This window comes from Sphingobacterium sp. xlx-130, from assembly GCF_011007405.1.
Taxonomy (GTDB): domain Bacteria; phylum Bacteroidota; class Bacteroidia; order Sphingobacteriales; family Sphingobacteriaceae; genus Sphingobacterium; species Sphingobacterium luzhongxinii.
Genome location: NZ_WFKN01000004.1, coordinates 248,274 through 275,234, shown reverse-complemented (window position 1 = coordinate 275,234; position 26,961 = coordinate 248,274). Strand labels below are relative to the sequence as shown.

At 38.5% G+C, this 26,961-nt stretch carries 25 protein-coding genes and 1 pseudogene; 20 read left to right on the top strand and 6 right to left on the bottom strand.

The features are described from left to right. The first annotated feature begins 275 nt into the window (after nucleotides 1-275). The 4 genes from G7B18_RS07305 (at nucleotide 276) to G7B18_RS07290 (ending at nucleotide 6,743) form a co-directional block, all read left to right on the top strand. Nucleotides 276-2,693: an ABC transporter permease gene (locus G7B18_RS07305; protein WP_164122266.1), complete on the top strand. Its 2,418-nt coding sequence runs from the start codon at nucleotides 276-278 to the stop codon at nucleotides 2,691-2,693. 22 nt (nucleotides 2,694-2,715) lie between these two features. Next, a complete protein-coding gene (locus G7B18_RS07300) occupies nucleotides 2,716-5,115 on the top strand; it encodes an ABC transporter permease (RefSeq protein ID WP_164122265.1) in 2,400 nt (799 codons plus the stop codon). Nucleotides 5,116-5,181: 66 nt separating this feature from the next. After that, nucleotides 5,182-5,847 (top strand): ABC transporter ATP-binding protein, encoded by a 666-nt coding sequence (locus tag G7B18_RS07295; RefSeq protein ID WP_164108819.1) that lies wholly within the window; start codon nucleotides 5,182-5,184, stop codon nucleotides 5,845-5,847. Between the two features lie 47 nt (nucleotides 5,848-5,894). Next, nucleotides 5,895-6,743, top strand: a complete 849-nt coding sequence (locus G7B18_RS07290; protein ID WP_164108820.1) for a transglutaminase-like domain-containing protein — start codon at nucleotides 5,895-5,897, stop codon at nucleotides 6,741-6,743. On the opposite strand, the gene G7B18_RS07285 is transcribed toward G7B18_RS07290, so the two are convergent. Next, nucleotides 6,740-7,861, bottom strand: coding sequence for a hypothetical protein (locus G7B18_RS07285; protein WP_164108821.1), 1,122 nt, complete (start codon nucleotides 7,859-7,861; stop codon nucleotides 6,740-6,742). The two genes, G7B18_RS07290 and G7B18_RS07285, sit on opposite strands and share 4 nt — an antisense overlap. 189 nt (nucleotides 7,862-8,050) lie before the next feature. On the opposite strand from G7B18_RS07285, the gene G7B18_RS07280 reads away from it, so the two are divergent. The 14 genes from G7B18_RS07280 to G7B18_RS07215 all read left to right on the top strand — a co-directional run bounded on the left by G7B18_RS07280 (nucleotide 8,051) and on the right by G7B18_RS07215 (nucleotide 19,767). Continuing rightward, nucleotides 8,051-8,713, top strand: coding sequence for an epoxyqueuosine reductase QueH (locus G7B18_RS07280; protein ID WP_164108822.1), 663 nt, complete (start codon nucleotides 8,051-8,053; stop codon nucleotides 8,711-8,713). Between the two features lie 69 nt (nucleotides 8,714-8,782). After that, complete coding sequence (locus G7B18_RS07275) at nucleotides 8,783-9,325, top strand: YceD family protein (RefSeq protein ID WP_164108823.1); 543 nt, start codon at nucleotides 8,783-8,785, stop codon at nucleotides 9,323-9,325. Between the two features lie 16 nt (nucleotides 9,326-9,341). After that, entirely contained in the window at nucleotides 9,342-9,533 is a 192-nt protein-coding gene (gene rpmF, locus G7B18_RS07270; RefSeq protein ID WP_079641208.1) for a 50S ribosomal protein L32, read from the top strand. A 103-nt stretch (nucleotides 9,534-9,636) separates the two neighbouring features. After that, a complete protein-coding gene (gene plsX, locus G7B18_RS07265; RefSeq protein WP_079641206.1) occupies nucleotides 9,637-10,575 on the top strand; it encodes a phosphate acyltransferase PlsX in 939 nt (312 codons plus the stop codon). Between the two features lie 6 nt (nucleotides 10,576-10,581). Continuing rightward, nucleotides 10,582-11,571 (top strand): beta-ketoacyl-ACP synthase III, encoded by a 990-nt coding sequence (locus G7B18_RS07260; RefSeq protein ID WP_164108824.1) that lies wholly within the window; start codon nucleotides 10,582-10,584, stop codon nucleotides 11,569-11,571. 145 nt (nucleotides 11,572-11,716) lie between these two features. Beyond that, nucleotides 11,717-12,208 (top strand): acetyl-CoA carboxylase biotin carboxyl carrier protein, encoded by a 492-nt coding sequence (accB, locus tag G7B18_RS07255; protein WP_164108825.1) that lies wholly within the window; start codon nucleotides 11,717-11,719, stop codon nucleotides 12,206-12,208. A 150-nt stretch (nucleotides 12,209-12,358) separates the two neighbouring features. Next, a complete protein-coding gene (gene accC / locus G7B18_RS07250; RefSeq protein ID WP_164122264.1) occupies nucleotides 12,359-13,714 on the top strand; it encodes an acetyl-CoA carboxylase biotin carboxylase subunit in 1,356 nt (451 codons plus the stop codon). A gap of 80 nt (nucleotides 13,715-13,794) precedes the next feature. Then, nucleotides 13,795-14,661, top strand: a complete 867-nt coding sequence (tatC, locus tag G7B18_RS07245) for a twin-arginine translocase subunit TatC (RefSeq protein ID WP_164108827.1) — start codon at nucleotides 13,795-13,797, stop codon at nucleotides 14,659-14,661. Nucleotides 14,662-14,683: 22 nt separating this feature from the next. Further along, entirely contained in the window at nucleotides 14,684-15,115 is a 432-nt protein-coding gene (gene rpiB / locus G7B18_RS07240; protein ID WP_164108828.1) for a ribose 5-phosphate isomerase B, read from the top strand. 40 nt (nucleotides 15,116-15,155) lie between these two features. Beyond that, entirely contained in the window at nucleotides 15,156-16,727 is a 1,572-nt protein-coding gene (locus tag G7B18_RS07235; protein ID WP_164108829.1) for a M28 family peptidase, read from the top strand. Between the two features lie 144 nt (nucleotides 16,728-16,871). Further along, nucleotides 16,872-17,783 carry a DnaJ C-terminal domain-containing protein gene (locus tag G7B18_RS07230; protein WP_164108830.1) on the top strand — a complete coding sequence of 304 codons (912 nt, stop codon included), beginning with the start codon at nucleotides 16,872-16,874 and terminating at the stop codon, nucleotides 17,781-17,783. Between the two features lies 1 nt (nucleotide 17,784). Further along, nucleotides 17,785-18,060 carry a chaperone modulator CbpM gene (locus tag G7B18_RS07225; protein ID WP_164108831.1) on the top strand — a complete coding sequence of 92 codons (276 nt, stop codon included), beginning with the start codon at nucleotides 17,785-17,787 and terminating at the stop codon, nucleotides 18,058-18,060. A 247-nt stretch (nucleotides 18,061-18,307) separates the two neighbouring features. Further along, entirely contained in the window at nucleotides 18,308-19,051 is a 744-nt protein-coding gene (locus G7B18_RS07220; protein ID WP_164108832.1) for an SDR family NAD(P)-dependent oxidoreductase, read from the top strand. A gap of 32 nt (nucleotides 19,052-19,083) precedes the next feature. Further along, nucleotides 19,084-19,767: a phosphoribosylaminoimidazolesuccinocarboxamide synthase gene (locus G7B18_RS07215; RefSeq protein WP_164108833.1), complete on the top strand. Its 684-nt coding sequence runs from the start codon at nucleotides 19,084-19,086 to the stop codon at nucleotides 19,765-19,767. Nucleotides 19,768-19,830: 63 nt separating this feature from the next. Here the strand turns inward: G7B18_RS07215 and G7B18_RS07210 are convergent, their stop codons facing one another. The 5 genes and pseudogenes from G7B18_RS07210 to arfB form a co-directional block, all read right to left on the bottom strand. Then, nucleotides 19,831-20,670, bottom strand: a complete 840-nt coding sequence (locus G7B18_RS07210; protein ID WP_164108834.1) for a hypothetical protein — start codon at nucleotides 20,668-20,670, stop codon at nucleotides 19,831-19,833. Between the two features lie 13 nt (nucleotides 20,671-20,683). After that, on the bottom strand, nucleotides 20,684-22,708 hold the full coding sequence (locus tag G7B18_RS07205) for a M56 family metallopeptidase (protein WP_164122263.1): 2,025 nt from the start codon (nucleotides 22,706-22,708) through the stop codon (nucleotides 20,684-20,686). A gap of 42 nt (nucleotides 22,709-22,750) precedes the next feature. Beyond that, a complete protein-coding gene (locus tag G7B18_RS07200) occupies nucleotides 22,751-24,016 on the bottom strand; it encodes a M56 family metallopeptidase (RefSeq protein ID WP_164122262.1) in 1,266 nt (421 codons plus the stop codon). Nucleotides 24,017-24,053: 37 nt separating this feature from the next. Further along, nucleotides 24,054-24,422 carry a BlaI/MecI/CopY family transcriptional regulator gene (locus G7B18_RS07195; RefSeq protein WP_164108836.1) on the bottom strand — a complete coding sequence of 123 codons (369 nt, stop codon included), beginning with the start codon at nucleotides 24,420-24,422 and terminating at the stop codon, nucleotides 24,054-24,056. Between the two features lie 128 nt (nucleotides 24,423-24,550). Continuing rightward, nucleotides 24,551-24,916 (bottom strand): annotated as a pseudogene (gene arfB / locus G7B18_RS07190) (alternative ribosome rescue aminoacyl-tRNA hydrolase ArfB); the annotation flags it as partial. 125 nt (nucleotides 24,917-25,041) lie between these two features. Between arfB and bshA the strand changes: the two are divergent. Together bshA and pyrH are read left to right on the top strand one after the other, a co-directional pair. Then, the gene (gene bshA / locus G7B18_RS07185; protein ID WP_164108838.1) at nucleotides 25,042-26,175 is read left to right on the top strand and encodes an N-acetyl-alpha-D-glucosaminyl L-malate synthase BshA; all 1,134 of its coding nucleotides are present in this window, start codon (nucleotides 25,042-25,044) and stop codon (nucleotides 26,173-26,175) included. Nucleotides 26,176-26,254: 79 nt separating this feature from the next. After that, a complete protein-coding gene (gene pyrH / locus G7B18_RS07180) occupies nucleotides 26,255-26,959 on the top strand; it encodes a UMP kinase (protein ID WP_164108839.1) in 705 nt (234 codons plus the stop codon). The last annotated feature ends 2 nt before the right edge of the window (nucleotides 26,960-26,961 follow it).

Here is a 26,961-nt window from a genome sequence, read left to right as displayed (position 1 = left end):
TTGTAAATAACCAGTCTCTTTACTGTCACCTGTTAGAGATTTGTGACATGTTGTTCGGGCTACTTAAAGACCAAAAAAAAAGATAGTTGCATATGTGATGACTAAGCAATTTTATTTCCTGAGAGTATTATTGTCCATAAATGTACAGCCACTGTCCGAAATCGAACAATGAAACATTAACTAAAAATAATAAAACACTAATAAACAACACTTTAGACAAACGGCTTGCGATTTGAAAGAATCACTAAACGGTTCAAACAAACAATTATGTCGCAATGAAAAATGCCCTTTACAGCACCTGGAGAAATATAAGAAAACGTAAACTACAGACCTTTATCCAAATCAGTAGCCTCACGTTGGCTTTTGCCGTAGGTGTAATCCTTTTCTTATCCGCTAGCTTTGAACTATCATTTGATAATTTTCATCAAAATAGCGCTCGTATAGGAGCTTTATACTTCGAATCGCAAGAGAACCATAAAAGTACAGCCAACAATTCTATGCCTGTTCCACTTGCCACAGCCCTGAAGCAAGAACTCCCCTATGTTGAGAAAGCTACACGTGTGGGCAATGGCGGATTAGTTTTAAAAACACAACAGAAAGAGATCAGCATAGGCACTAAATATGTAGATCCTGATTTTTTCTCCATCTTCAGCTTTGAAATGGCAACTGGAAATAGCCATGCATTAGATGACCTTGACAATATTGTCCTTTCACAATCTACTGCCGAGAATCTTTTCGGAAATATAGATCAAACCATTGTCGGACGTCAAATCGAAGTCAATATCAATGGACAATGGCAGAACATGCAGATTTCTGCTATTATAAAAGATGCCCCTTCAAATTCTAGTTTAACCTTCCAATCTTTACTCCGGTTCGAAAAATTTCCTAATTCTTTTGATAAAAGCAGCTGGTCTAATAAAAATCACAATGTATTTGTTCTCAGCAAAGAATCACCCATCAATGCTCATTTTTTTGCTAACGCCGTAAAACCATTTACAGAGAAGTATTTTGCTGAAGACATCAACAAGCTAAAACGAGATGGAGCTAGTCCCAACAAAGATGGAAGTTACTTGGCACTATCACTCATCCCCTTTCAAGACTATCACCTCAATGATTTACAAATAGGAAATACCACTAGCCCCACCCTTCCTAAACTCTTGCTAGGATTGGCCCTGCTGATATTAATAATATCAGTCAGTAATTTTGTAAATATCCAATTAGTCACATCCATTTCACGTAGCCAAGAGGTAGCTATAAAAAAAACATTGGGCGGTAGCTCCGTACAGATTAGTATACAGTTGTGGCTAGAGACACTAATTTGTTGCATAGTATCACTAGCCTTAGGTTTTTTATTAGCTTGGATACTCCTACCTTTTTATAACGCGAATACCCATTACCGGATAAAGTTGGAAGACTTGTTTTCCTGGACACACCTCATAATAACCTGTCTTTCATTCCTGATCATCAGTATTATTGCCGGTGGCTATCCTGCCTTACGTATCACGAGACAAAGCATTTCTACACTCGTAAAAGGCAAATCGGGTATCCAGAGCCGTTGGAGCATGCAAAAGATATTGCCACTCGTTCAATTTACAATTGCTATCGTGCTCATGGTCTGTAGTGTTGTAGTTGTTTTGCAAATCAACCATATTAAAGAAATGCCTTTGGGATTTGAAAAAGAACAAGTCATCAGCATTCCAATTGGTCCGAAGATAGATGCAAGTCAAGCCCTACAAAAAATGCGCTTAGCAGTCTCCTCTAATCCCCTGGTAACCGGAGTTACAGCCTCCGACATCAACCTCGGGCTCGGTCGGGACGGTAGCCAATCCACTTCACAGCTAGGTTTTGATTATCAAGACAAGGGAATTACCACGAACTGGCAACGTGTAGATTTTGATTATTTCAGTACCCTAGATATTCCATTGATTGCAGGCCGGGAGTTTTCTCCAGAAAGACCAGCAGATTCAACAGCCTTGGTCATTAATGAAAAAATGGCTGCTCAACTAGGCGGAGTGGAAAATATACTCAACAAGCCTCTTCCTTTATTTGATAAGCAAATGACGGTTATTGGTGTCGTTAAAGATTATAATTTCAAAGACCTGAGACAAGGTATAGAGCCTTTATCCCTATTTATCGATCCGGGTTTGGGATTTAACATCAAATACATCTTAGTTCGTATCAAATCCAACAACCTAGTACAATCCTTAAAAGAGGTGGAAAGCATATGGAAAAACATCTATTCGGATTACAAAAATGACGCGTCTTATCTCGACGAAAATACGGACCGTATGTACCAGCAAGAGCAGCAGATGATGAAAATTATAAGCGCAGGTGGGATCATTGCAGTTATAATAGCCTGTATGGGGCTTTTTGCCGCTGCTCTCGTGGCTATCAGTACGCGTGTAAAGGAAATCGGTATCCGAAAAGTATTGGGAAGTACAATCTGGAAACTGGTCTTATTACTATCGCAAGATTTTCTACGAATTGTAGCTTTATCCCTGATCTTGGGGCTACCTATTGCATGGTATATTTCCAACGAATGGCTCAACACCTTCTCCTACCGCTTTCACTTTCATCCAGGAATACTGCTATTGTGCGCATTAGCCATGATGGCTTTGGCTTGCCTCACCATATGTATACATACGATCAAAGCAGCAAGTGTAAATCCGGTAAACTCACTTAGAGATGAATAGCAATTAATATAAAGAAACAATAATGACAAAATACTTCTTTACCTTCCTATTTAGAAGCTTGTTAAACAACAAGTTTTTTGCACTTATAAATATCACTGGATTGGCACTGGGTTTTGCAGGCTTTATATTAGCTTATCAATATATCAACCGCGAAAGAAGCTACGATCAATGGAACCCGAATTACGAGTACATTTACCGCATAGGACTAACATATCAGGGCAATTACTCTCCGATCACCCCGCCGTCATTGGCTAAGACGATTAAAAGTCAATTGCCAGAGATTGAACAAGCAGGCTTAATCTTAGCCTATTCATACAGTAATTACCCCATGTTTGGTAAAGAATCTGTCAACGTCAGAAAAACATTGCTGATAGACTCGGGCGCTGCGAAAATCTTTCAGATTGAATCGATGACAGGTCCGCTTTACAAATCCACGGGTCAACAGGAAGCCTCTTTGGTGAGTGAAGAGTTAGGAAAACGCCTTTTCGGAAAAGAATATTTAGATTTTTCGGCACCAAAGAACGTTTCGGTTCTAAGTATTCACCATGGTTTTAAAGAAAAAATTTATGGTATAGGTAAAGATAGAGCTTTGTCACTTATTGACTACGACTTACTCCTTATAAAAGAGATCGACAGTGAGCAACAAGGAAACCCATACAATTACCACACCTATATTCAAGCAAAGCCTGGTACAAACATTTCCTTGCTAGCGGACAAAATAACTAAAATATATCAGGAGCAAACAGCACAAGAAGGCCTGATCAAACATTCCTCCTTTGCCAAAGGCAAGATCTATCTGGATCCGTTATCCAATCTACATCTACGGCCCAAAGATGGATCAAACGGCCCTTATCTTACGCTCTGGATATTGGGAATTTTATCCGCACTGACCTTAGTTTTGTCCGCAATCAATTTTGCTAATCTCACCATGGCGCAAGCTGATAGTCGTGCAAAAGAAATAGGTATAAAAAAAATGTTCGGTAGTTCAAGATCGTCGATCACATTACAACTACTGGGAGAGATCCTTACGCAGTGTTTGCTAGCGGCCTGTGTAGCTGGTCTTGTACTGCTCTTGACCGGAAATATGTTGAAGACCTGGCTGAACGAAGATCTAATAGACTATTTATTTCATACGACGACCCTACTTCAATTGTTATCGGCCATTTGTGTCACCAGCATCATTGCTGGATTTTATCCTGCCGTAATTTTAGCTGGCTATAAAATCGGTACTACCATCAAAGGAAAACTACAAACGAATCCGAAACGTGTATACCTCCGTAACTCACTCTTAGCGTTTCAGTTTTTTATAGCGTTTTCATTTATCTGTGGAGCTCTCTTGGTATATCAACAAATGCAATTTGTCAAAGAAACAGATAAAGGATTCAGCACCGATCAGGTCATTAACTTCAAAGGTGTAGGTCTGTACTATGATATGAAACCTGATGGAACCTTTTATGATTTCAAAAGAAGATTGACCCAAAGCCCAAATATAGTATCCGTATCCTCGGCAACAAATATTCCTGCGGGCGCTGATGCCCCCCCAAAAAAACATTTCACCTATCAAAATCAAACCATAGAGCTCGATCATATAGGTATTGATATCGGTTATTTCGAGACTTTAGATATAGCAGATGTAGCCGGAGCAGGCGAAATATCCCTAGACCAACTTCTAAAAGACAGTACGGAAAACTATGCGGTAATCAATGAAACTGCGGCCAAAGAATTGGGCATTAGAAGTCCCTTTGGAGTAAAAATAACCGGTTGTGAAACAGATTTTACCGTCACAGCCATCGTCAAAGACATAATTGCTTACGGGTTTGAGAATAAAATTGCTCCTACCGTTTATTCCTATAAAAATGAATGTGGCCCAGGACGATACAAAACTTCCGTAATCGTAAAAACAAAGGCAGGAAAAACGAAAGAAGCCATACAGGCGGTAAAAGAGGAATGGATTAAAAATCCTTCTGCAGAATCTCTGCCGCTGGATTATGAATTTTTAGATTTAGCTTACGCCCAATTGCATGCAAAACAGAGCCAGCTAGAAATACTCTTGAATGGATTCACGATGCTTTCTCTTTTTATCGCTATGCTCGGAATATTCAGTGTCTCGGCTTACGATATTGTCGTCCGTAACAAGGAAATTTCAATTCGTAAGATCTTAGGTGCTACCACAAAGGATATTTTATTCCATCTCAATAAAACATATATTTACATATTGGTAACGGCTAGTGTGCTAGGAATACCAATAGCCTATTTTCTGATGAAGGACTGGCTAAATAACTTTGCTTATAAGGTGAGTATTACGCCTTGGATATTTATCCTAAGCATTGGTGTTATAGCTTTTATATTAACAATAATAGTCAGTTTTCAATCCCTTAAAGCTGCTAGAAGTAACCCTATCGATGCACTTAGAGATGAATAAAAAACAAAGAATAAAAGAGCTAGACCTAAAAATCGCGCTCTTAGTACTCAAATCTAATATCTAAAAATGATAAAACTAGAAAACATATTTAAATGGTACAACGTGGGTGGTGCGCGATCATTTGTACTAAAGGACATTAATTTGAATATCGATCAAGGGGATTTTGTCTCTATAATGGGGCCTTCCGGATCTGGAAAATCCACTTTACTGAATGTAATCGGGTTACTTGATGATCCCAATGAAGGGAACTACTATTTTATGGAGGAAGATGTGCTTGCACTGAAAGCGAAAAAAAGGGCTGCCTTATTTCAATCACATATGGGCTATGTCTTTCAATCTTACCATTTGATTGACGAGCTTACTGTTTATGAAAATATAGAGACTCCACTTATCTACAAAGATCTATCAGGTAAAGAGCGAAAAGCGATTGTCGCTGATATGTTAGACAGATTCGGTATTGTAGGTAAAAAAGACCTCTTTCCATCTCAACTCTCTGGCGGACAACAACAGGTTGTAGGCATTGCTAGGGCATTGGCATCATCGCCTAAATTATTATTGGCAGATGAACCTACAGGTAATCTCAATTCCAAGCAAGGAGAAGATATCATGACATTATTTAAACAGCTGAATGAGGAAGGAGTTACAATCATACAGGTAACCCACTCCGAAAAAAATGCGGAGTACGGCCACCGTATCATCAACATGCTAGATGGTCAATTAAAAGACAAATAAAGAGCAGAATATTGTACAAGCGCTTTCTTTTTCCTAAATTAGTATATATGGAGGAAAAGGAACTGAAAGCGCTTATCTCTTTATTGGATGATCCAGACACGGAGATTTTCAATCAAGTGGAGCGGCAGTTGATCACTTGCGGACCAGAGGTGATACCCCAACTCGAAGCGAGCTGGGAGTCTTCGTTTGATCCTTTGTCCCAGACCCGCATTGAAAATATAATCCATAAAATCCAATTCGATCAGGTTCAAAATGATCTTCAAATCTGGGCCTTACAGAACAATGAGGATCTTTTAGATGGTTTATTGACGATCAACAGGTATCAATACCCAAATCTAGATGAGAATGCGGTCCATTTCCAACTAGCGGAGCTACGAAGAAATGCCTGGTTCCAACTTATGTACGAAATGAGCCCATTAGAAAAGGTTAAACTTTTAAACAATATCATTTTTCGGGAATTTGGACTTTCGGGTAATACAACAAACTATCACGATCCTCAAAATTCTTTCCTGCATAAAGTCCTCGAATCAAAAAAAGGGAACCCTATCTCCCTTGCTTGCATTTACAGCATTATCGCTCAAAGTCTTGATATTCCGATTTATGGTATTAACCTTCCAAAACATTTCATAGTTGCTTACATTGAGGAAGAACACGAAAGTCCTTTATTTTATATTAATGTATTCAATCGGGGACAAGTCATGAAACACGATGATATCTATTCTTTTCTTAAGCAACTGAATCTTCCTCCCAAAGAAGACTACACGCTGCCCTGTACAAACATTGCTATCATCAAGCGTGTATTACGCAATTTAATGACTGCTTACGACAATTTGGGGAATATCGAAAAAAGAGAAGAAGTGAATACCCTTCTACTCCTACTATCCGATTTGAATTAACGAGAGTCTAAAGAGATTGACCGAGGACGTCTGTTGTTTTCAATCGTAATTTCATCATTGGGAGCGACGTTTCCTGTATCACTAATGAGAAAACGAAAAACTCTCCGCGCAACAGGGTCGGCCACAAAGAAGTATTTCCCATCTTCTTTGGTATCGATAGCCACATCTATGGGTTCTTGCAGCAGCGTAAGAGCACCCGTTACAATCCGTGTCGGTGTTATCGTTTGTGAAGACTGATATTGTGAAAACTTCTCGAAAACCAAAATCTTTCCAGAATTTGCCTGGTCTTGAACGTAGTCTGTCAACAATAAAATATCAGCACTGGCAGAATAGGACAATCCTCTGATATTCTGTGCATCGGCAACTTTCAAAACATATTTTTCGGGGGCTTTCATAAGCGTATCCCCTTTATTTAATAACTGAGGTATAAAGTTCTTGTAAACGACTACTCCACCATCTTTCTCTGTTGCATTAGAAATAACTAAATCATTTTTAATGGCTATAACTCCCCATGGATTATGGTCAAGTTTCATACGATACCGTGGTCTTGTAAAGTTTCCTTTGTTACGTGGCCTATCAATCGCAAACAAAGTATAGTCTGGTACTGCTGTTTCAGTAGCGGGGGTTCCTTTGGTCGTATCTGAAGCATTTGCAAAGAGGAGAAAGTCTTCCGAGAACTTGTCATCATTGACTACGGTATAATATAATCCTCTCACTTTATCATAAATTCGATTTCTTATACTTGTTCCATTACTAATCACTCCTGTCTTACTAACCTCCAATACATGTACCGCAGTGTCGAGATTGGACTTGCTATTTAAGCTCCCATGAAAGAGTGATCCACCAGAAAACGGACTAAAGTGAATCATATTTCCTCCCTTTGCACCGGATGCTATCTTGAAAGAGAAAGTCTTAGGCAGTTTCTCACCATCAACGCTATCCAAAGCCCACACATTATACAGGTCAGCTGCCGCTGAGCCACTCGCATAATCCTCCGTAGAAATATACAATCTAGATATAGACTTTCGCACACGCTCTGGTTCATCATCGTCGCGCTTACAGGCTACAATCGAAACTACTATAAATACTGCAACTATAGAAAAGAGATAATTCTTCATGCTATGGATTAATTCTTAATATGCAAACTTATATAAAATGCTTTATATTCACGAACTCCTGTTCGAAAATTTGGCAGGAAACAGCTTTCCCAATTACCTAACGAAAACGAAAGAGCAATCGCCACAACAACAATAAACTTTATAATGTAGAGAGTTTTCCGTAAAATTGCAATCGGGAAGAAAATAATCATGGAGAGTACTAAAGAATTCAACAGGGAAAAACTAACGTTACCCAAAGACGGCAAGAAGCTGTTATTACACTCTTGCTGTGCACCTTGTTCTGGTGAGGTCATGGAGGCATTAATTTCCTCCGATATTGACTTCACTATTTATTTTTATAACCCCAATATTCACCCAAGGAAGGAATACGACATCCGTAAGGACGAGAACATTCGGTTCGCAGAGAAACACAATATTCCATTTATAGACGCCGATTATGATGTAGATCATTGGTTTGAATTAGCCAAGGGCATGGAACATGAGCCTGAAAAAGGTATCCGATGTACAATGTGCTTTGACATGCGCTTTGAAAAAACTGCGGAATATGCGGCGGCAAATGGGTTCGATGTCATATCAAGTTCTCTTGGAATATCCCGTTGGAAAAACATGGAACAGATTAATGACTGTGGTTTACGCGCTGCTTCACGCCATCCCGATATGGAATACTGGACATTCAATTGGCGCAAAAAGGGGGGGTCAGCCCGTATGTTAGAAATCAGTAAACGTGAGAAATTCTACATGCAAGAATACTGTGGCTGCGCGTATTCACTTCGTGACACCAATAAATGGCGCATGGCCAACAATCGTGAAAAGATAGAACTAGGCACAAAATACTACGGAGATGAGGAATAAAATTTATTTCACAAAATAATTGCATCCTTGATTTTAAAACATTAATTTTGCAGGCTCAAATACAAGATTTTGAAGTATCTAAAACAATATAGAATACCCTTTTCAGGGCTTGCTGCAGGGAAACATGATTTTGACTTTGAGATTGACAACAAGTTCTTTGACTGCTTTGAGCATTCATTAGTAAAAAAAGGAGATCTTATTGCTAAAGTATCACTACAGAAGCAAGAGAGCATGCTAATCGTCAATTTCGATATTAGCGGAAAGATCTCGCTAATATGCGATGTTTGTTTAGCGGAGATTCTATCTCCAGTTCATTTTTCGGAACGAGTAATTGTGAAATTTATCAATGAAGAGTGGGCTGATGACACGGAAGAGGTCATTGTCTTAAACAAGACGGATCATGAATTAGACATCGCTACACTACTATATGAATACATCAACGTCCAGGTTCCTTACTATGCTAAATGTAGCGAACAAGGCGAAGATGCGATATGTGATCCTGAAATGTTATCAAAAATCAGTGGAACAGTAGACGCAGAAGAAGAATCCGTGACAGAAAATGAAAGTATTGACCCCCGTTGGGCCGCATTAAAGAATATTAAAAACAATTAAAAAAACATAATACGAGATGGCACATCCAAAACGTAAGACTTCGAAATCAAGAAGAGACAAAAGAAGAACACATTATAAGGCTGAAAAACCTACATTGACAGTATGTAAAGAAACAGGTGCAGTACACGTACCTCATAAAGCATATGAAGTAGATGGCAATTTATACTACAACGGTAAATTGATTATCGAGAACACTGCTGCTGTCTAAAAAATATCTTTTAAAAAACATCCCAAAAAAGCTTAATTATTTAACAATTTGCTTTAATTTGGGATGTTTTTTGCGTATTATTGATTTAGAAAAATAATAACGGATGAAGATTGGATTAGACGTCTTAGGTGGAGATTATGCTCCCAATTCCACAATTCTTGGTGCTATAGAAGCACAAAAAGTTCTTAAAAACGATCAACGTATCGTGTTGTTCGGAGACGAAGAAGATAGCAGAAATCGGATAATAGAAGCTGGAGTAGATCCACTACTATTTGATTACGTGCATGCTCCGGAAAACATTTCTATGCATGAACATCCTACTAAAGCTATCACCCAAAAGCCTAACTCGAGCGTAGCTAAAGGCTTCGAGTTATTAAAAAATGGGGAGATTGATTCTTTCTCTTCTGCGGGAAATACTGGTGCTATGCTTGTCGGAGCTATGTTCAGTGTAAAAACTATCCCTGGAGTATTAAGACCAGCAATAGCAACAAATGTTCCTAAACTCAAAAATGGTTATGGAATTCTTCTTGACGTTGGAGCCAATGCAGATTGTAAACCCGAAATGTTAAATCAGTTTGCCTTACTAGGCAGCTTGTATTCTGAACATGTATACGGCGTACAAAATCCAAAGGTTGGCCTCTTGAACATTGGAGAAGAAGAAGAAAAAGGAAACATTCTAACAATATCGACCTATCCCCTACTAAAATCAAACCCCAAAATCAATTTCATAGGTAACGCAGAAGGACGTGATTTGTTTACAGATCAGGCTGATGTATATGTATGTGATGGATATACGGGCAATGTTGTTCTAAAATTAGCCGAATCTTTCTATGTAGTCACATTGAAAAAGGGCTTTAAAGATGACTTTTTTGACAGGTTCAATTATGAACGATACGGTGGAAGTCCAATATTAGGTGTCAATGCTCCAGTCATTATTGGTCATGGTATCTCTACACCTGAAGCAATAAAAAACATGGTATTACTATCCAAAGATATGATCGAATCAAAATTCATTGACAAGATTAAATCTGCTTTTAACTAAGATAATATGTCTAAAATTCATGCAGCTATTACGGCGGTAAATGGGTATGTTCCGGAATATATATTAACAAACAAGGAACTAGAAACAATGGTTGATACCAATGACGAGTGGATTGTATCACGGACTGGTATCAAAGAACGTCGTATTCTAAAGGGTGAAGGACTTGCAACCTCCGATTTAGCAGTCCCTGCTGTCAAAGGATTGCTTGAAAAAAGAGGAATCACAGCTGAGGATATCGACTTAATTATTTTCTGTACAAGTACCCCTGACATGTTGTTTCCAGCTACGGCTAATATTCTAGCTGATAAAATTGGAGCTAAGAACGCTTGGGGTTACGATTTACAAGCCGCTTGTTCAGGTTTTTTATTTGGATTAACGACTGGATCACAATTTATTGAATCGGGCAAACATCAAAAAGTTTTGGTCGTTGGGGCAGATAAAATGTCCTCAGTGGTAAACTATAGTGATCGTAATACCTGTATTCTTTTTGGAGACGGTTGCGGTGCAGTACTATTAGAGCCCAATACAGAAGGTAATGGCATACAAGACACGATCTTAAAAACAGATGGTTCAGGCGGTCAGTACTTAAATATAAAAGGAGGAGGCTCACTAAATCCGGCATCGCATGAAACTGTTGAAGCAGGTTTGCACTACGCTTATCAAGAGGGAAAGACAGTATTTAAATTTGCTGTTACAAACATGGCCGATGTAGCTCACGAAATCATGGTACGTAATCAGCTTACTGCCGATGATATCGCTTGGCTAGTACCGCATCAAGCAAATAAACGCATTATCGATGCTACAGCTGAACGAGCGGGGCTTCCGGAAGATAAGGTAATGGTAAATATCCATAAATATGGTAATACAACCAGTGGCACCATTCCACTTTGTTTGTGGGAATGGGAAAGTCAATTAAAAAAAGGAGACAACTTAATTCTTGCGGCATTTGGTGGAGGGTTCACATGGGGCTCTGTATATTTAAAATGGGCCTATTAAAAGTTACCCATTTTGCTAAAAATATTACTATTACAAAAGTCATAACAACTTTCACGACTGTTGGCAATTCAATAGAATCATAAAAGTTTTTATGTATCTTTATACGCTATTTTAAAAATTATTTAAAAATAAAACCTACTGAAGTATGAGTATGGATATCAAACAAATTCAAGACCTGATCAAATTTGTTTCTAAATCAGGAGTGAATGAAGTATCGATTGAAGAAAAGGATTTCAAGATCACAATAAAAACGAATCAAGAACCAACTTATGTTACAGCATCTTTACCTGCTGCTGTGGCTCCCGCTATTGTTCAAGGCGCACCTGCAGCCGCAGCTCCAACAGCGACACCGGCAGCGGTAGTTGCTACGACTCCTGCAGCTGACGATGAATCTCATTTCATTACCGTAAAATCGCCAATGATAGGTACTTTTTATCGTTCCTCAGGTCCAGATAAGGCCCCATTTGTTAATGTAGGCGATGATATCACACCTGGAAAAGTAACTTGTATTGTTGAAGCAATGAAATTGTTCAATGAAATCGAGTCAGAAGTATCGGGTAAAATTGTAAAAATATTAGTGAACGACGCTCAACCCGTCGAGTATGATCAGCCTCTTTTCTTAGTTGATCCAAGATAATCTCCAGCTGCTTAATTAAGCAGCTTTTTAAATTTAAAAACAACTGGAATATCTCCCCTAACATTAGGGATTTATTCCGTTTTTTCTAAATAAAAACTTCTACGAAACTGCGTAATAATACACAGTTAATTGTTCATCAAGTTATTCACTATGTTCAAAAAAATATTAATAGCAAATAGGGGCGAAATCGCATTACGTATCATCCGCACTTGTCGCGAGATGGGAATAAAGAGTGTAGCTGTATATTCAACCGCAGACAGAGACAGTCTTCACGTAAGATTTGCTGATGAGGCAGTTTGTATTGGACCTCCAGCGAGTAAAGACTCTTATTTAAATATACCAAATATTATTGCAGCGGCAGAGTTAACCAATGCAGACGCAATACACCCTGGTTATGGATTTTTATCTGAAAACGCAAAATTCTCAGCTATCTGTGCTGAATATGGCATTAAATTTATTGGTGCTACAGCGGATCAGATTGAAAAGATGGGCGATAAAGCTTCCGCAAAAGATACGATGAAAAAAGCTGGTGTACCTACGGTACCCGGTTCAGAGGGGCTTATACCCGATGTAAAAACGGGTATTGCGTTAGCCACAGAAATCGGTTATCCTGTTATTATCAAAGCAACTGCTGGAGGCGGTGGCCGTGGTATGCGTATTATTTGGAAAGACGAAGAATTTGAACCTAACTGGGATTCCGCACGTCAGGAAGCTGCAGCTGCTTTTGGTAACGATGGTATCTATTTAGAGAAATTTGTTGAAGAACCACGTCATATTGAAATTCAGGTAATTGGGGATCAATACGGCACCGTATGTCACCTTTCTGAAAGAGATTGTTCTATCCAACGCCGTCATCAAAAATTAGTTGAGGAAGCTCCCTCCCCTTTCATCACACCTGAGTTACGTGCTCAAATGGGTGAAGCGGCAATCAAAGGAGCACAGGCCGTTAAATATGAAGGGGCAGGTACTATAGAATTCTTAGTGGACAAACACCGTAACTTCTATTTTATGGAGATGAATACACGTATTCAAGTAGAGCATCCGGTTACTGAAGAAGTTATAAACTTTGATTTAATCAAAGAACAAATAAAAGTAGCTGCAGGTATCCCTATTTCGGGAAAAAGCTATGAGCCTACGATGCATGCTATAGAATGTCGTATAAACGCCGAAGATCCATTTAATAACTTCCGTCCTTCTCCGGGTAAGATCACAAACTTTCACTCTCCAGGAGGTCATGGTGTACGTGTAGATACACACGTCTATGCAGGATATACGATCCCTTCTAACTATGACTCAATGATTGCTAAGTTAATATGTGTAGCTCAAACAAGAGAAGAAGCCATAAGTACGATGGAACGCGCTCTGAGTGAGTTTGTCATCGAAGGAGTTAAGACTACCATCCCATTGCACCTACGGTTAATGCGTGATCCTAATTTCAGAGCAGGTAATTTTACCACCAAATTCATGGAAACTTTCGACTTAACGGAATATCCAGACGAAGATTAAACGTAAAATTTTTGTTTTATATTAAAAGATACCATTCTTATCCCAAAGAATGGTATTTTTGTTTTCATATAAGTACACATATGTCCAGTAAAAAACTAATCGACGCTATTAAAGAAAAAGGAAAGAATATAGAAGCCGAAATGTCATTCTTTGAACATTTGGAAGTTTTACGGTGGCATATCATCCGTTCTGTGATTGCTATCGCCCTATTTGCCATCCTATCGTTTACTTTCTACGATTTTGTATTCAATCAAATCATTATGGGGCCAAAAAACCTTGACTTTTGGACCTATCGTATGATGTGTAAAGTTGGAGATTTGATGAATTTAGATGGCTTCTGTGTAGAACGTATCCCTTTTAATATTATCAATACAGAGTTAGCTGGACAATTTATGCTACAAATAAACTCCTGCTTACTGATGGCTTTAGCATTAGGGTTTCCTTATCTCTTGTTTGAAGTCTGGTTATTTGTAAAGCCTGCCCTAACAGATGTAGAACAACAGTCTGCACGAGGTTTTGTCTTTTATGCAACAATGCTCTTCGTAATAGGTGCTCTGTTTGGCTATTATATAGTAGTACCTTTATCGGTAAATTTTCTTGCAAATGTATCACTAAGTCAAGAAATCACCAATCAAATCACGATAGATTCTTACTTATCGACGATAGCTACTTTGACACTAGGCTGTGGTATCGTATTCTTACTACCTATCCTAATTTTCATTCTTTCTAAACTGGGATTAATGACTCCACAGTTTATGCGAGCTAGCCGTCGTTATGCTGCCGTCATCATCTTAATTATCGGTGCTATCATAACACCTACTGCCGACATTATTACATTGCTGACAGTTAGTGCGCCGATGTTTATCCTATATGAGTTGAGTATCATGGTATCGGCCAATGTTAAAAAGCAAAAAGACCTAAAGGAAAAAGAATTTTATAACAGTTAATGTTGAACAATATAATACACTTATGAAAATAGCGATAGGAAGCGACCACGCTGGATTTGATTATAAAACGGAGATTATCCCCTACTTAACCGCCTTAGGTTACGAAGTACAAGATTTTGGACCTACGACGGCTGATTCTGTAGACTACCCTGACTTTGCACACCCTGTCGCAACGTCTGTAGAAACTCAAGAAAATGAGTTAGGCATTTTGATCTGTGGAAGTGCCAATGGTGTAGCCATAACAGCTAATAAACATCAAGGAATCCGCGCGGCTATAGCTTGGCAAAATGAAATTGCAGCACTAGCCCGTCAACACAACAATGCTAATGTTATATGTATTCCTGCACGATTTATAGACCTTGCTCTGGCAAAAAAAATAGCACATACCTTCTTAACAACACCGTTTGAAGGCGGTCGTCACGCTAATCGCGTAGATAAGATTGCTTGTTGCTAAACCCGTTTTAATAACAGTCATCAAAGATAGTTATACACATATGAAAAGATTATTTTCAATTTTATTCATTATACCTGCATTGTACAGTTGTAGTTTAGCGCAAGTACAAAAAAAATACGCAGAATTAATAACGGAAGAAAGTTCCAGAAAACATCTGACCATATTAGCAAGTAAAGAATTCGAGGGAAGAGGCACAGGACAAGAAGGTGGTCGGAAAGCAGCTAATTATATAGCGGACCATTTCAAGTCCTATGGATTAACTCCTATAGTAAATGGCAACTCCTACTTTCAACCAGTATCCTTATTAAAGATAGGCTATAATGTAACTAGTTTTGTATTGGATCAAACTGCTTTGGAAAATGGAAAAGACTTTTTCGTACAGGGCGACAATGATTTTTCCAAATTCGAATCTCAGGAAATTGTTTTTATAGGTTACGGCTTACAACACGAAAATTATAACGAACTCCAAGGCACAGATATCAAAGGCAAGGTGGTACTAGTCATTAATGAAGGAGAGCCATTTGATAAAGCAGGAAACTCACTCCTAACGGGCACAAAGTCGAAGTCAGACTGGTCTAGCAGCCGATTCAAAAGAATACAGGAACTTATCAAATTACAACCTAAGCTTATACTGGCGACCAATTCTCAAGTTTCCGATATGATGGATAGGATGAAAGGCCGATTGACTTCCGGACGTATTGCATTAGATAATGGCAATAATAACCGTATGCTTACGCAACCCATCCCTGTGGTTAATGTTAGCGAAAAAATTGCTGATCAGATTTTAAGTAAGGCCAATAGCTCGATTACTAAATTTAAAGCCCAAGCATCTTCACAGGTCCAAAAATCTTTAGTTATAAATAATAAGTTAAAGGCCGAGATGGGCGTAACTAAAGACAAACTGGACGACCCTAATGTATTAGGGCTTCTCGAAGGATCAGACTTAAAAGAGGAGGTTATAGTGCTCTGTGGACACTACGACCATGATGGCATTTTACCTGACGGCACTTTCTTTCCTGGTGCTGATGATAACGGTAGCGGGACAGTGGCCATTCTAGAGCTAGCACGCGCTTTTGCAGCTGCTAAAAAAGAGGGTAAGGGGCCTCGTAGAAGTATTCTTTTTATGGGGTTGGCGGCAGAAGAGAAAGGGCTTTTGGGGTCAAAATTCTACGTAGAAAACCCAATATTACCCCTTCAAAACACAGTAGCCTGTATCAATATTGACATGATCGGACGAATAGATGACAAGCACCTAAACGGCAACCACAACTATCTACATGCGATAGGGCTAGATAAACTAAGCTCGGAGCTCCAAAGTGTAACTGAAAAAGCGAATAAAGATTTTGTCGGAATCGAATTAGATTACTCTTATAATGATCCTAATGAGCCTATGCGACTTTATTACCGATCTGACCACTACAACTTCGCAGAAAAAGGAATACCTTCGGCATTTTTCTTTTCAGGTCTTCACCCCCATTACCACACACCGGAAGACACAGTCGACAAAATTGATTTCCTGATGATGGTAAAACGTGAAAAGCTAATCTTCCATACCACTTGGGAAATAGCAAATAGAGCAAAAAGACTTGTCGTAGATAGTAATAAAAAATAAAAGATTAAGATAAAACAAAGAAGCCCGATTGGAATTCCAATCGGGCTTCTTTGTTTTCAAATAACGCCAATATCCTCCTTTAGTTTGGATATTTTACAAACAAAAACACTTCTACTTCGTTATAGAATTAATTAACATAATCAAATGGCATTTGTAGACTATTATAGCACCTTAGGAATTGACAGATCGGCAAGTCAAGAGGATATTAAGAAAGCTTATCGAAAACTCGCGAGAAAGTATCATCCCGACCTGAATCCGGATGATGAGGCTGCAAAAAAGAAATTTCAAGAGATCAACGAAGCTAATGAAGTTCTGACAGATCCTGAAAAAAGGAAAAAATATGATCAGTACGGCGAGCATTGGAAACACGGTGATGAATATGAGCGCGCACAGCAACAGCAAGGATATACATCGAGAGGTTCTGGACAACAAAATCCATTTGAAGGCTTTGATTATAATGGAAACTATGATACTGGTGAATACTCGGACTTCTTCGAACAACTATTTGGTTCTAGGTTTGGAGGAGGACGAAAAAGTTCTTACAAAGGACAAGACTATAATGCCGAGGTGGAATTAACGCTTCAGCAGGCAGGTACTACACATCAACAAACATTTACCGTTAATGGAAAAAATATTCGCTTCACTATTCCCGCTGGGGTTCAAGATGGTCAAAAGATCCGCCTGAAAGGGCAAGGTGCTGCTGGTCTAAATGGTGGTCCGAAAGGAGATCTTTATATCACTTTCCACGTTGCTCAAGATCCACAGCTGACCCGAAAAGGGAATGATCTATACAGTAAATTGGAAATTGATCTTTTTACCGCTTTACTTGGCGGAGAAGCAATTATAAATACTTGGAATGGAAAAGCAAAAGTTAATATAAAAGCCGGCACACAAAACGGGTCAAAAATAAGACTAAAGGACAAGGGATTCCCGGTTTATAAAGAGGAAGGCAAATTTGGCGACTTCTACGCCGAAATAAATGTAAAAATACCAACTGATTTAAATGATGAACAGCGGAAACTATTTGAACAAGCAGCCGCTTTAAATAAAAAATAATATGGAAGTTACTTTATTCAAAATTGTTGATATATGTCGATCTAATAATATCGAGATAACCTTTATCAAAGAACTACAGCAAAGCGGCCTAATAGATATTACCGTGATTGAGAGTCAAGAGTTTGTTCCGGAAGATCAAGTTGCCCAGATTGAAAGATATTATAATTGGTATTACAATTTAGAACTCAACGTCCAAGGAATAGAAGTCGTACAGCATCTCTTACAGAAGATTGAATTTCTTCAGCACGAAATAAAACTTCTAAAACGATCACACTAGCGTCTTCACAGTACTGTAAATCTTTGTTCTTTTTTTCCTATTAGCGTCATAATCAACCATCAAACCGAGATCCGAGTATCTTATCAAGTATATATTTCTTAAATTGTATATATACATAAACAAAGAAAAACCATGAACTATCCATGTAGCAGTTCTGAACAAACACAAATGAATGTAATTACTTCGTGAACTCGTTACACTCGGTTTGGATATTCCATATGGCAGATGAAAATTGAATTAAACACATATGAAACAATTAGAAAACAAGGTAGCCATCGTCACCGGTGGTGCCTCGGGAATAGGTAAAGCTATTGTCGAGATCTTTATCAAAGAGGGAGCTAAAGTGGTAGTCTCTGATTTAAATGAAAAGGCTGGGAATGAATTTATAAATAATTGTGGCGGCAACCATACTATTTTTGTCAAAGCTGATTCTTCTTCACCAAAAGATAATGAGAAGATTGTAGAAGCTGCTATCGCTAATTTTGGGGCATTACACATTGCTGTTAACAATGCCGGTATTGGCGGAGAATCCAATCCCGTGGGTGATCTTTCTATTGATGGCTGGAATAAGGTTATTAATATTAACTTAAATGGTGTATTCTATGGTATGCATTATCAATTGCCAGAGATTGCAAAAGTGGGTGGTAGTATCATTAACATCGCATCTATACTAAGCTCCGTTGGATTTATGAATGCAGCGGCTTATGTTGCTGCCAAGCATGGTGTGCTGGGCTTAACTAAAACAGCTGGTTGGGAATACGCCACAAAAGGTGTGCGTGTCAATGCTATAGGACCTGGGTTTATTGAAACACCGTTAATCGAAAATGCACTCGATAATGCCACAAAAACATACTTGGCAAGCCAACATGCCTTTCAACGCTTAGGTAAGCCCGAAGAAGTCGCTGAACTTGCATTATGGCTTGCTACAGATAAATCTTCTTTCGTAACAGCTTCCTATTATCCGGTTGATGGAGGATATTTGGCAAAATAGTACTAAATTGCGCGCTTAAAACTTAACCTGTCATGCAATTAATCTATAAAGGTAAGACGAAAGATGTCTACGATTTGGGTAACAGCCAATATCTATTAAAATTCAAAGATGATGTCACTGGTGAAAACGGTGTCTTTGACCCAGGAGCTAACACAGTAGGATTAACTATTGATGGTGCTGGAAAATCTGGTTTAAAAATGACCAAGTACTTTTATGAATTATTAAATGGTCTTCAGATTCCTACTCATTTAATAGCTGTTGATCTGGATGAGGTAAGCATGATCGTCAAAGAAGCACAAGTCTTGGGTAAGGGATTAGAAGTGATTTGCCGTTACAAAGCAGTAGGTAGTTTCTACAGACGCTATGCAGCATATTGTACCGAAGGTCAAGACCTAAATGGATTTGTAGAGGTTACAATCAAGGACGATGAGCGTGGAGATCCGGTTATTTCGGAAGATGCTTTAGAAAACCTTGGAATCCTAAGTAAAGAACTATACCAAGAGCTGAAAGCCTTGACGGTCAAAATATGTGATATCGTGAAGACAGAACTTGCAAAGAAAGGGTTGGAGCTGTACGACATAAAGCTAGAATTTGGGTACGATAAGACAAACAAACAAATTATTCTAATCGATGAAATATCTGGAGGCAACATGCGCGTTTATAAAAACGGCACTTACATTGCCCCCTTAGCATTAGAAAAAGAGTTTTTATCTTAAAAAAATAAGAGCTGGTTTTAATAAAACCAGCTCTTATTTTTTGTCTATACGTGTAGGATTAGATCAATTATCAAAATGCAATGTATCGCGGTACAGTACATTAAATTTAGCATCTTGATATTCGACGTAATACTTGCCAGGGCATAATTCCAATTGCAGTTTCTTCGCTTCACCAGACTTAAAAATTTGAAAATACTGGATTCCTGTATTTCCATTTAAGAAATCGATATAGACTTTAACATAGTTAATCTGATCGATTGTTCTGAAATCCAATTTAGGTTCGATACTTACATTTTTCCTTTTCACGTCGTCCTCACAGTTCGATATCTGCCACTTCAAGCTATCAGTATTTTTTTCCTGTAACCGTTGTGCATTAATACGGGCCAAATAGTCTATTTTGCAAAAGCGACAATTTAGATGTTGCTCGGTACTTATGTAATAGATCAAACTCAGACCAGCCTGGTCTTTATAAGGAATATAAACATGACGGACATCTAATCTTCCGCTCTCCAGGTCCTTCTGAAAATAATGAGCATTTTGATAATCCTTTTTTTCATATCCATCCAACTTTTTCACACCATTCTTGTGGTATAAGGCAATAAGATGATATCTCGGACTAGACTCTGGTACCGCAGAAAACAACAGTCGGGTACCTTTCAGATCTACATCGACAGATTTCAAAATCCTCATGTCTTCTTCGTAGGTTCCAGCTATTTTCAATCCAGATTTTCCGCCATTAAATGGCTTCAAATCCATGTACAACCAGACATTCGAATTCTGCAAATGAGTATTAAAGTATCGGTCTACATCTTCAACAAACACTCCACCTTTTGCAAAATGAGGAGATCTGCAACCCGATAAAAGAATCAGAAAAAAAAATAATAGTATCCCAAATCGAATCATAAATTTTCCTATCCTAATTTGTTCTACTCACTCTCATATTTCCCCCTCTTAATCCCGAAATTCTCACATGCCCCTCCCCATCTACAATCGAATATTGAACAGGTAAAATATAAGACGTAACCGTCCTTTTCCCATCTATTATACCAGGATTCCATAGTCCATAACTTTTAGCAGCGGAGATAACATCATTTGCAATACCTGCATGTGCTTCTATAAGAACCTTAAAATTACCCAATTCTCCGCTTGGCAATACGTCAAAGCCCAACTCGACCAAGGTACTCTCGTGCTTCAAGCTCTTTAATACAGCAGGAAAATTAATTTTATTAGCAACACTCGTCATAAACTGCTTCATCCCTCCTTTTGGTTCTGGTGATACCTCTACACGTTCATTATTTGAACGAACGGCCCCATTACCGGCTAAATTTAAACCAACCCAAGCCCTAGATTTCTGCTTGATACCATCTTCTTCTTCAGGAATCCACTTTGTATTCTTCAACAAATTGACAAAGCGAGACTTAAAGTCTTCATCAAGCTCAGACCTAACAGCAAAATTAGAAAGGGAACCATCTGAAGCAACATCAAAGGTCGCGGACATATAAGGATCTAAATCATCAGAGGTCAATTTTCTTGGCGATTTATACGCGACTACCAACCAATCCTGAAGTCTGTCATATCCTATTTCTGGCTTTGCTCGATAAATCTTCTTTTGTTGCCCCATGGCGGTTAAATCTAGACGTATAGGTAAGACATACGCTACTCTAACCGCTGTTCCATTCTGAACTCCCGGAGACCATCTGGCAGACTTACTCAATAAGCGCACAGCAGCATCACCTGTGTCGTGACCTATATCTTTTGTAATTTTAAGATCGCTTAGTGCACCGTCCTTCTCAACAATAAAAGACACCAAAACGATCCCTTTTACTGCAGCATCTAAGGCAGATTTTGGGTATTGATAATTCTCAGCGATCCATCTACGGAAAGCTACCATTCCCCCTGGAGGTTCAGGTTGGATCTCAACAGATTCAAACAGCTCAGTACTGCCTTCCAGAATCACAGCAGCTTTCTCCTGACTATTTTCTACTTCTCGGATTTTTCCACCCTTTTTTAAAGTATCCTGTATTACAAATACTTCGCTTTTCCCATTGAAAATGGTTCCGGATTTTTGTTCGCCTATCAGAAAATCAGCATCGACTATTTTAGATTCAATATCCGCCACCACAGCTCGGGCTCTACTCGTATTGAATATCAGTGTTGAACACACTACAATAAGTAAAACTGGGATCCCTGCCAGATAAAACAACTTATTCTTATTTGATGATTTATTTTTAAACAACATCATAATTCTCTTTTTTAAAAATGAATGATTCGAAAAACCATGTACCAGATGACTTGGATTAGTACGCATTGCATGCGCAACTAATAACTCTGCATAGGCTACTTTGTCTTGCGAACAAATTTCATCAGCAATGCACTCATGCTGAAACTTTAACTCTTTACGAATTAGATAAACTATGGGGCTGAACCAATTTAAAACACTAACAATTTCTACCAAAAGGATATCATAGGAGTGTCCTTGATCTACGTGAACCTGTTCATGATCGCCTATCATCTTTTCATTCTGAACCTTACTTCCCAGAAATACTTTCCGAAAAAAAGAAAAACTGGTGTACTCGTTTCGAAAATGAAAGGCCTTTCTGACTTTTCTTAAACGCCAAGTTAATAGTAATACGCCAACGAAAACACCTACCCAATAGAAGATCGATAACATATCCAACAAACGATACGACCGCTCGTCGGAAGCATAAGGGATATAGTCCACATCTATAACCTCTTCTAGATTCACAACGGGGAGTATCTGTTCCTCTACAGAAAACCCAGAAAGATCAACAAAGAGTCCTATTGGGATCAATAAGGGCACCATAACAATGCCCAATAGATACACACGATTCCATTGGAAAAAAGTTAATTTACGGAAACAAAGATGGTATAATCCAAACCCGATACCCATCGCGATGTTTACTAGGAGTAAGTAAATCATAAATCTTTAAGTTTATAGTCTAACCATTGGAAACAATAATGCTCACTCTCCGAATCTTCCAGTACCAATCTTCATGGAATAATCTGCATTAACAATTAATCCATTATGGATAGCTGGTGACCATGGAGTTCCTTCTATCGTGGTCTTTACAACATTTGTATAACGAGGTGCAGCTTTGCTATTTATTCTAATATTATTAATACTTCCATCTTTTTTTACTACAAAATGAACCTCCATAATAATGTTACTACCTTTCATCCCCGCTCTTTCGAGTTCGGTTTCTAGATTAGCATATATTTTATTATACATTTTTTTCATTCCTCCCTTTGGAACAGGAGAAATCTCCGGGGAGAGAAGAGTTTTATCCGAACTACTAATCCCAACTCCAGTTTTCTTTTTACTCCGCTTTCGGGGCGTTGAATTCTGCTGCTTTTGGGGAGCAGAAAGAAAATCAGCATCGACTATTTTAGATTCAATATCCGCCACCACAGCTCGGGCTCTACTCGTATTGAATATCAGTGTTGAACACACTACAATAAGTAAAACTGGGATCCCTGCCAGATAAAACAACTTATTCTTATTTGATGATTTATTTTTAAACAACATCATAATTCTCTTTTTTAAAAATGAATGATTCGAAAAACCATGTACCAGATGACTTGGATTAGTACGCATTGCATGCGCAACTAATAACTCTGCATAGGCTACTTTGTCTTGCGAACAAATTTCATCAGCAATGCACTCATGCTGAAACTTTAACTCTTTACGAATTAGATAAACTATGGGGCTGAACCAATTTAAAACACTAACAATTTCTACCAAAAGGATATCATAGGAGTGTCCTTGATCTACGTGAACCTGTTCATGATCGCCTATCATCTTTTCATTCTGAACCTTACTTCCCAGAAATACTTTCCGAAAAAAAGAAAAACTGGTGTACTCGTTTCGAAAATGAAAGGCCTTTCTGACTTTTCTTAAACGCCAAGTTAATAGTAATACGCCAACGAAAACACCTACCCAATAGAAGATCGATAACATATCCAACAAACGATACGACCGCTCGTCGGAAGCATAAGGGATATAGTCCACATCTATAACCTCTTCTAGATTCACAACGGGGAGTATCTGTTCCTCTACAGAAAACCCAGAAAGATCAACAAAGAGTCCTATTGGGATCAATAAGGGCACCATAACAATGCCCAATAGATACACACGATTCCATTGGAAAAAAGTTAATTTACGGAAACAAAGATGGTATAATCCAAACCCGATACCCATCGCGATGTTTACTAGGAGTAAGTAAATCATAAATCTTTAAGTTTATAGTCAAGCAGCAATAGGATTACTACCTGTGCTTATTGATCAACGTCAATATTTCATCTAATTCTTTTACATTCAACTTGTTCTCTTCCAAGAAATAAGAAAGCATACTTTTGGGAGAGTTATCGAAATATCCATTCAACAACTTGCCCGCAACAATCCTTTTATAATCTTCTTTTTGAACAACCGGAATATAGCGATGGCTTTTGCCAAACGCTTGATGATCCACAAAACCCTTGGTCTCTAAGATCCTGATAATAGTAGAAACTGTATTGTATGCAGGCTTAGGTTCAGGTAATCGATCGATTATTTCCTTCACAAATCCACCCTCCATCTCCCAGAGCTCCTGCATGATTTGTTCCTCTGCTTTAGTAAGTTCTTTAATCTCGTCCATAATACTATTTATTAATAAAGACACGTCTGTCTATAATCGATTATGAATCTAAGTTAAAACTAAATTTTTAGTTTTACAACTATTTTTTTAGTTTAAGGAAGAGAAAAGTTACCGCATATCTATCGAAATCAATCCATACGCCATCTTCGGCTGGATTTCTTATCGGATTGCTTTGTCTTCCGATCTAAACGAGCCAGAACTTTCGCTCGTGGTATCTTCGTAGGAATACGCTTTTTTGTAGGCATCAGTGCCTTTACAAGCAAATCAAACAACCGCTCAACTGCTATTTCCTTATTTGCCAGTTGACTCCTACTTTTAGAAACGTCCAACTGCAATAATCCATCAGCATATATACGATGGGCTAACTTGAATTGAATGATGTCTTTCTGTACGGAGGAAAATATTTTAGAGTTTATGACATCCCACAATAAAGTCACTTTGGTTTCTACCTTATTCACATTTTGCCCACCAGCCCCCCCCGAACGAGATGTCTTAAATACGACTTCTTTTTTTAATGCTTCTAAATTAATGTTCATCGGATAAACTTTACGATTTTATTGCAAAATCATTGTAAAACCTTACTTAAATTTGAATGTTATAAATATATAAACAAAACTTCATGAAAATAGGAATAGTTTGTTACCCCACATTTGGTGGTTCGGGAGTAGTAGCGACAGAGTTAGGGAAAGGATTGGCTTCAGAAGGACATCAAGTACATTTCATCACCTATAGCCAACCTGCACGATTGGACTTTTTCTCCGAAAACTTATTCTATCATGAGGTAGCGGTATCTCAATATCCCCTATTTGATTTCCCTCCTTATGAATCCGCATTAGCCAGCAAGTTAGTTGATGTTGTACGCTTTGAAAAACTCGACGTACTACACGTACACTATGCCATTCCCCACGCATCTGCGGCTTACCTCGCGAAGCAGATACTGCGGAGCTTCGGTATTGATATCCCCGTAGTCACCACGCTGCACGGCACCGATATCACGTTGGTAGGAAAAGACAAAAATTTTAAACCCGTAGTTACCTTTTCGATAAACGAATCGGATGGAGTAACAACAGTATCAGAAAGCTTAAAAAAGCAGACCTTAGAATTTTTTGACATAACCCGGGATATTGAAGTCATTCCCAACTTTATCGATCTAAACAGATTCGTAAACAAAAAAAGAGAACATTTCAAACGAGCTATAGCGCCGGACAATGAGCGCATCATGGTACATACATCCAACTTCAGAAAGGTAAAAAACACAAGTGATGTTGTACGGATATTTCACCAGGTAAACCAAAAGATACCGAGTAAATTGTTAATGGTTGGCGATGGTCCTGAAAGAACAAACGCCGAAGAACTTTCTAGACAACTGGGAATATCCAATTGCGTACGTTTTCTTGGAAAACAAGACGCTATAGAGGAGATTTTATCTGTTTCGGACCTTTTCCTTATGCCTTCTTCCTCGGAGAGCTTCGGGTTAGCCGCGTTAGAGGCTATGGCCTGTAGTGTCCCTGTTGTCTCGTCCAATACAGGGGGATTGCCCGAACTAAACGTCAACGGGATTACCGGCTTCCTTAGTGACATTGCCGATGTAGACGATATGGCTAAAAATGCCATCTATATTTTGGAAGACTGTGAGCGGCTAGAAAGCTTTAAAAAAGCAGCTTATGCTCGGGCAAAGGACTTTGATATCAAACAAATACTTCCGCTGTACGAGGGGTACTATCATAAAGCGATTGAAAGCGTGAAAAAGTAAAACAAATAACATTAACCACGCTATAGGCAAAAAAAAAATTATATCTTTGGCTTTTGGAAATATTCCAAAAAAATCAAGCATGAAATATAAACGTATCCTACTAAAACTCAGCGGTGAAGCTCTAATGGGAGAGCATAATTATGGTATTGACATCAATAGAGTTGCTCAATATGCTAAAGACATTAAAGAAATTCACGAACAAGGTTTAGAAATTGCAATCGTCATCGGAGGAGGAAACATCTACAGAGGTCTGAGTGCAGAAAAAGCAGGAATGGATAGAGTGCAGGCAGATTACATGGGAATGCTGGCAACAGTAATCAACAGTATGGCTTTACAGGATGCTCTAGAAAAAGTAGGTCTTAAAACAAGATTACTTACAGCTATCAAAATGGAACAAATCTGTGAACCATTTATTCGTAGAAGGGCTGTGAGACATTTAGAGAAAGGGAGAATAGTAATTTTCGGAGCCGGAACCGGAAACCCTTACTTTACAACCGATACAGCAGCGTCTTTGAGAGCTATTGAAATCAATGCAGATGCCGTATTAAAAGGTACACGCGTGGATGGAATCTACTCTGCAGATCCTGAAAAAGATCCTACCGCAACCCGCTTTGATAATATTTCCTTTACCGAGGTATACCAAAAAGGGTTAAATGTTATGGATATGACTGCTTTTACATTATGTCAGGAAAACAACCTGCCAATTATTGTTTTTGACATGAATAAGCCGGGCAACTTGAGAAAGCTTGCTGAGGGAGAGCATATCGGAACTGTTGTTAGCTAAAG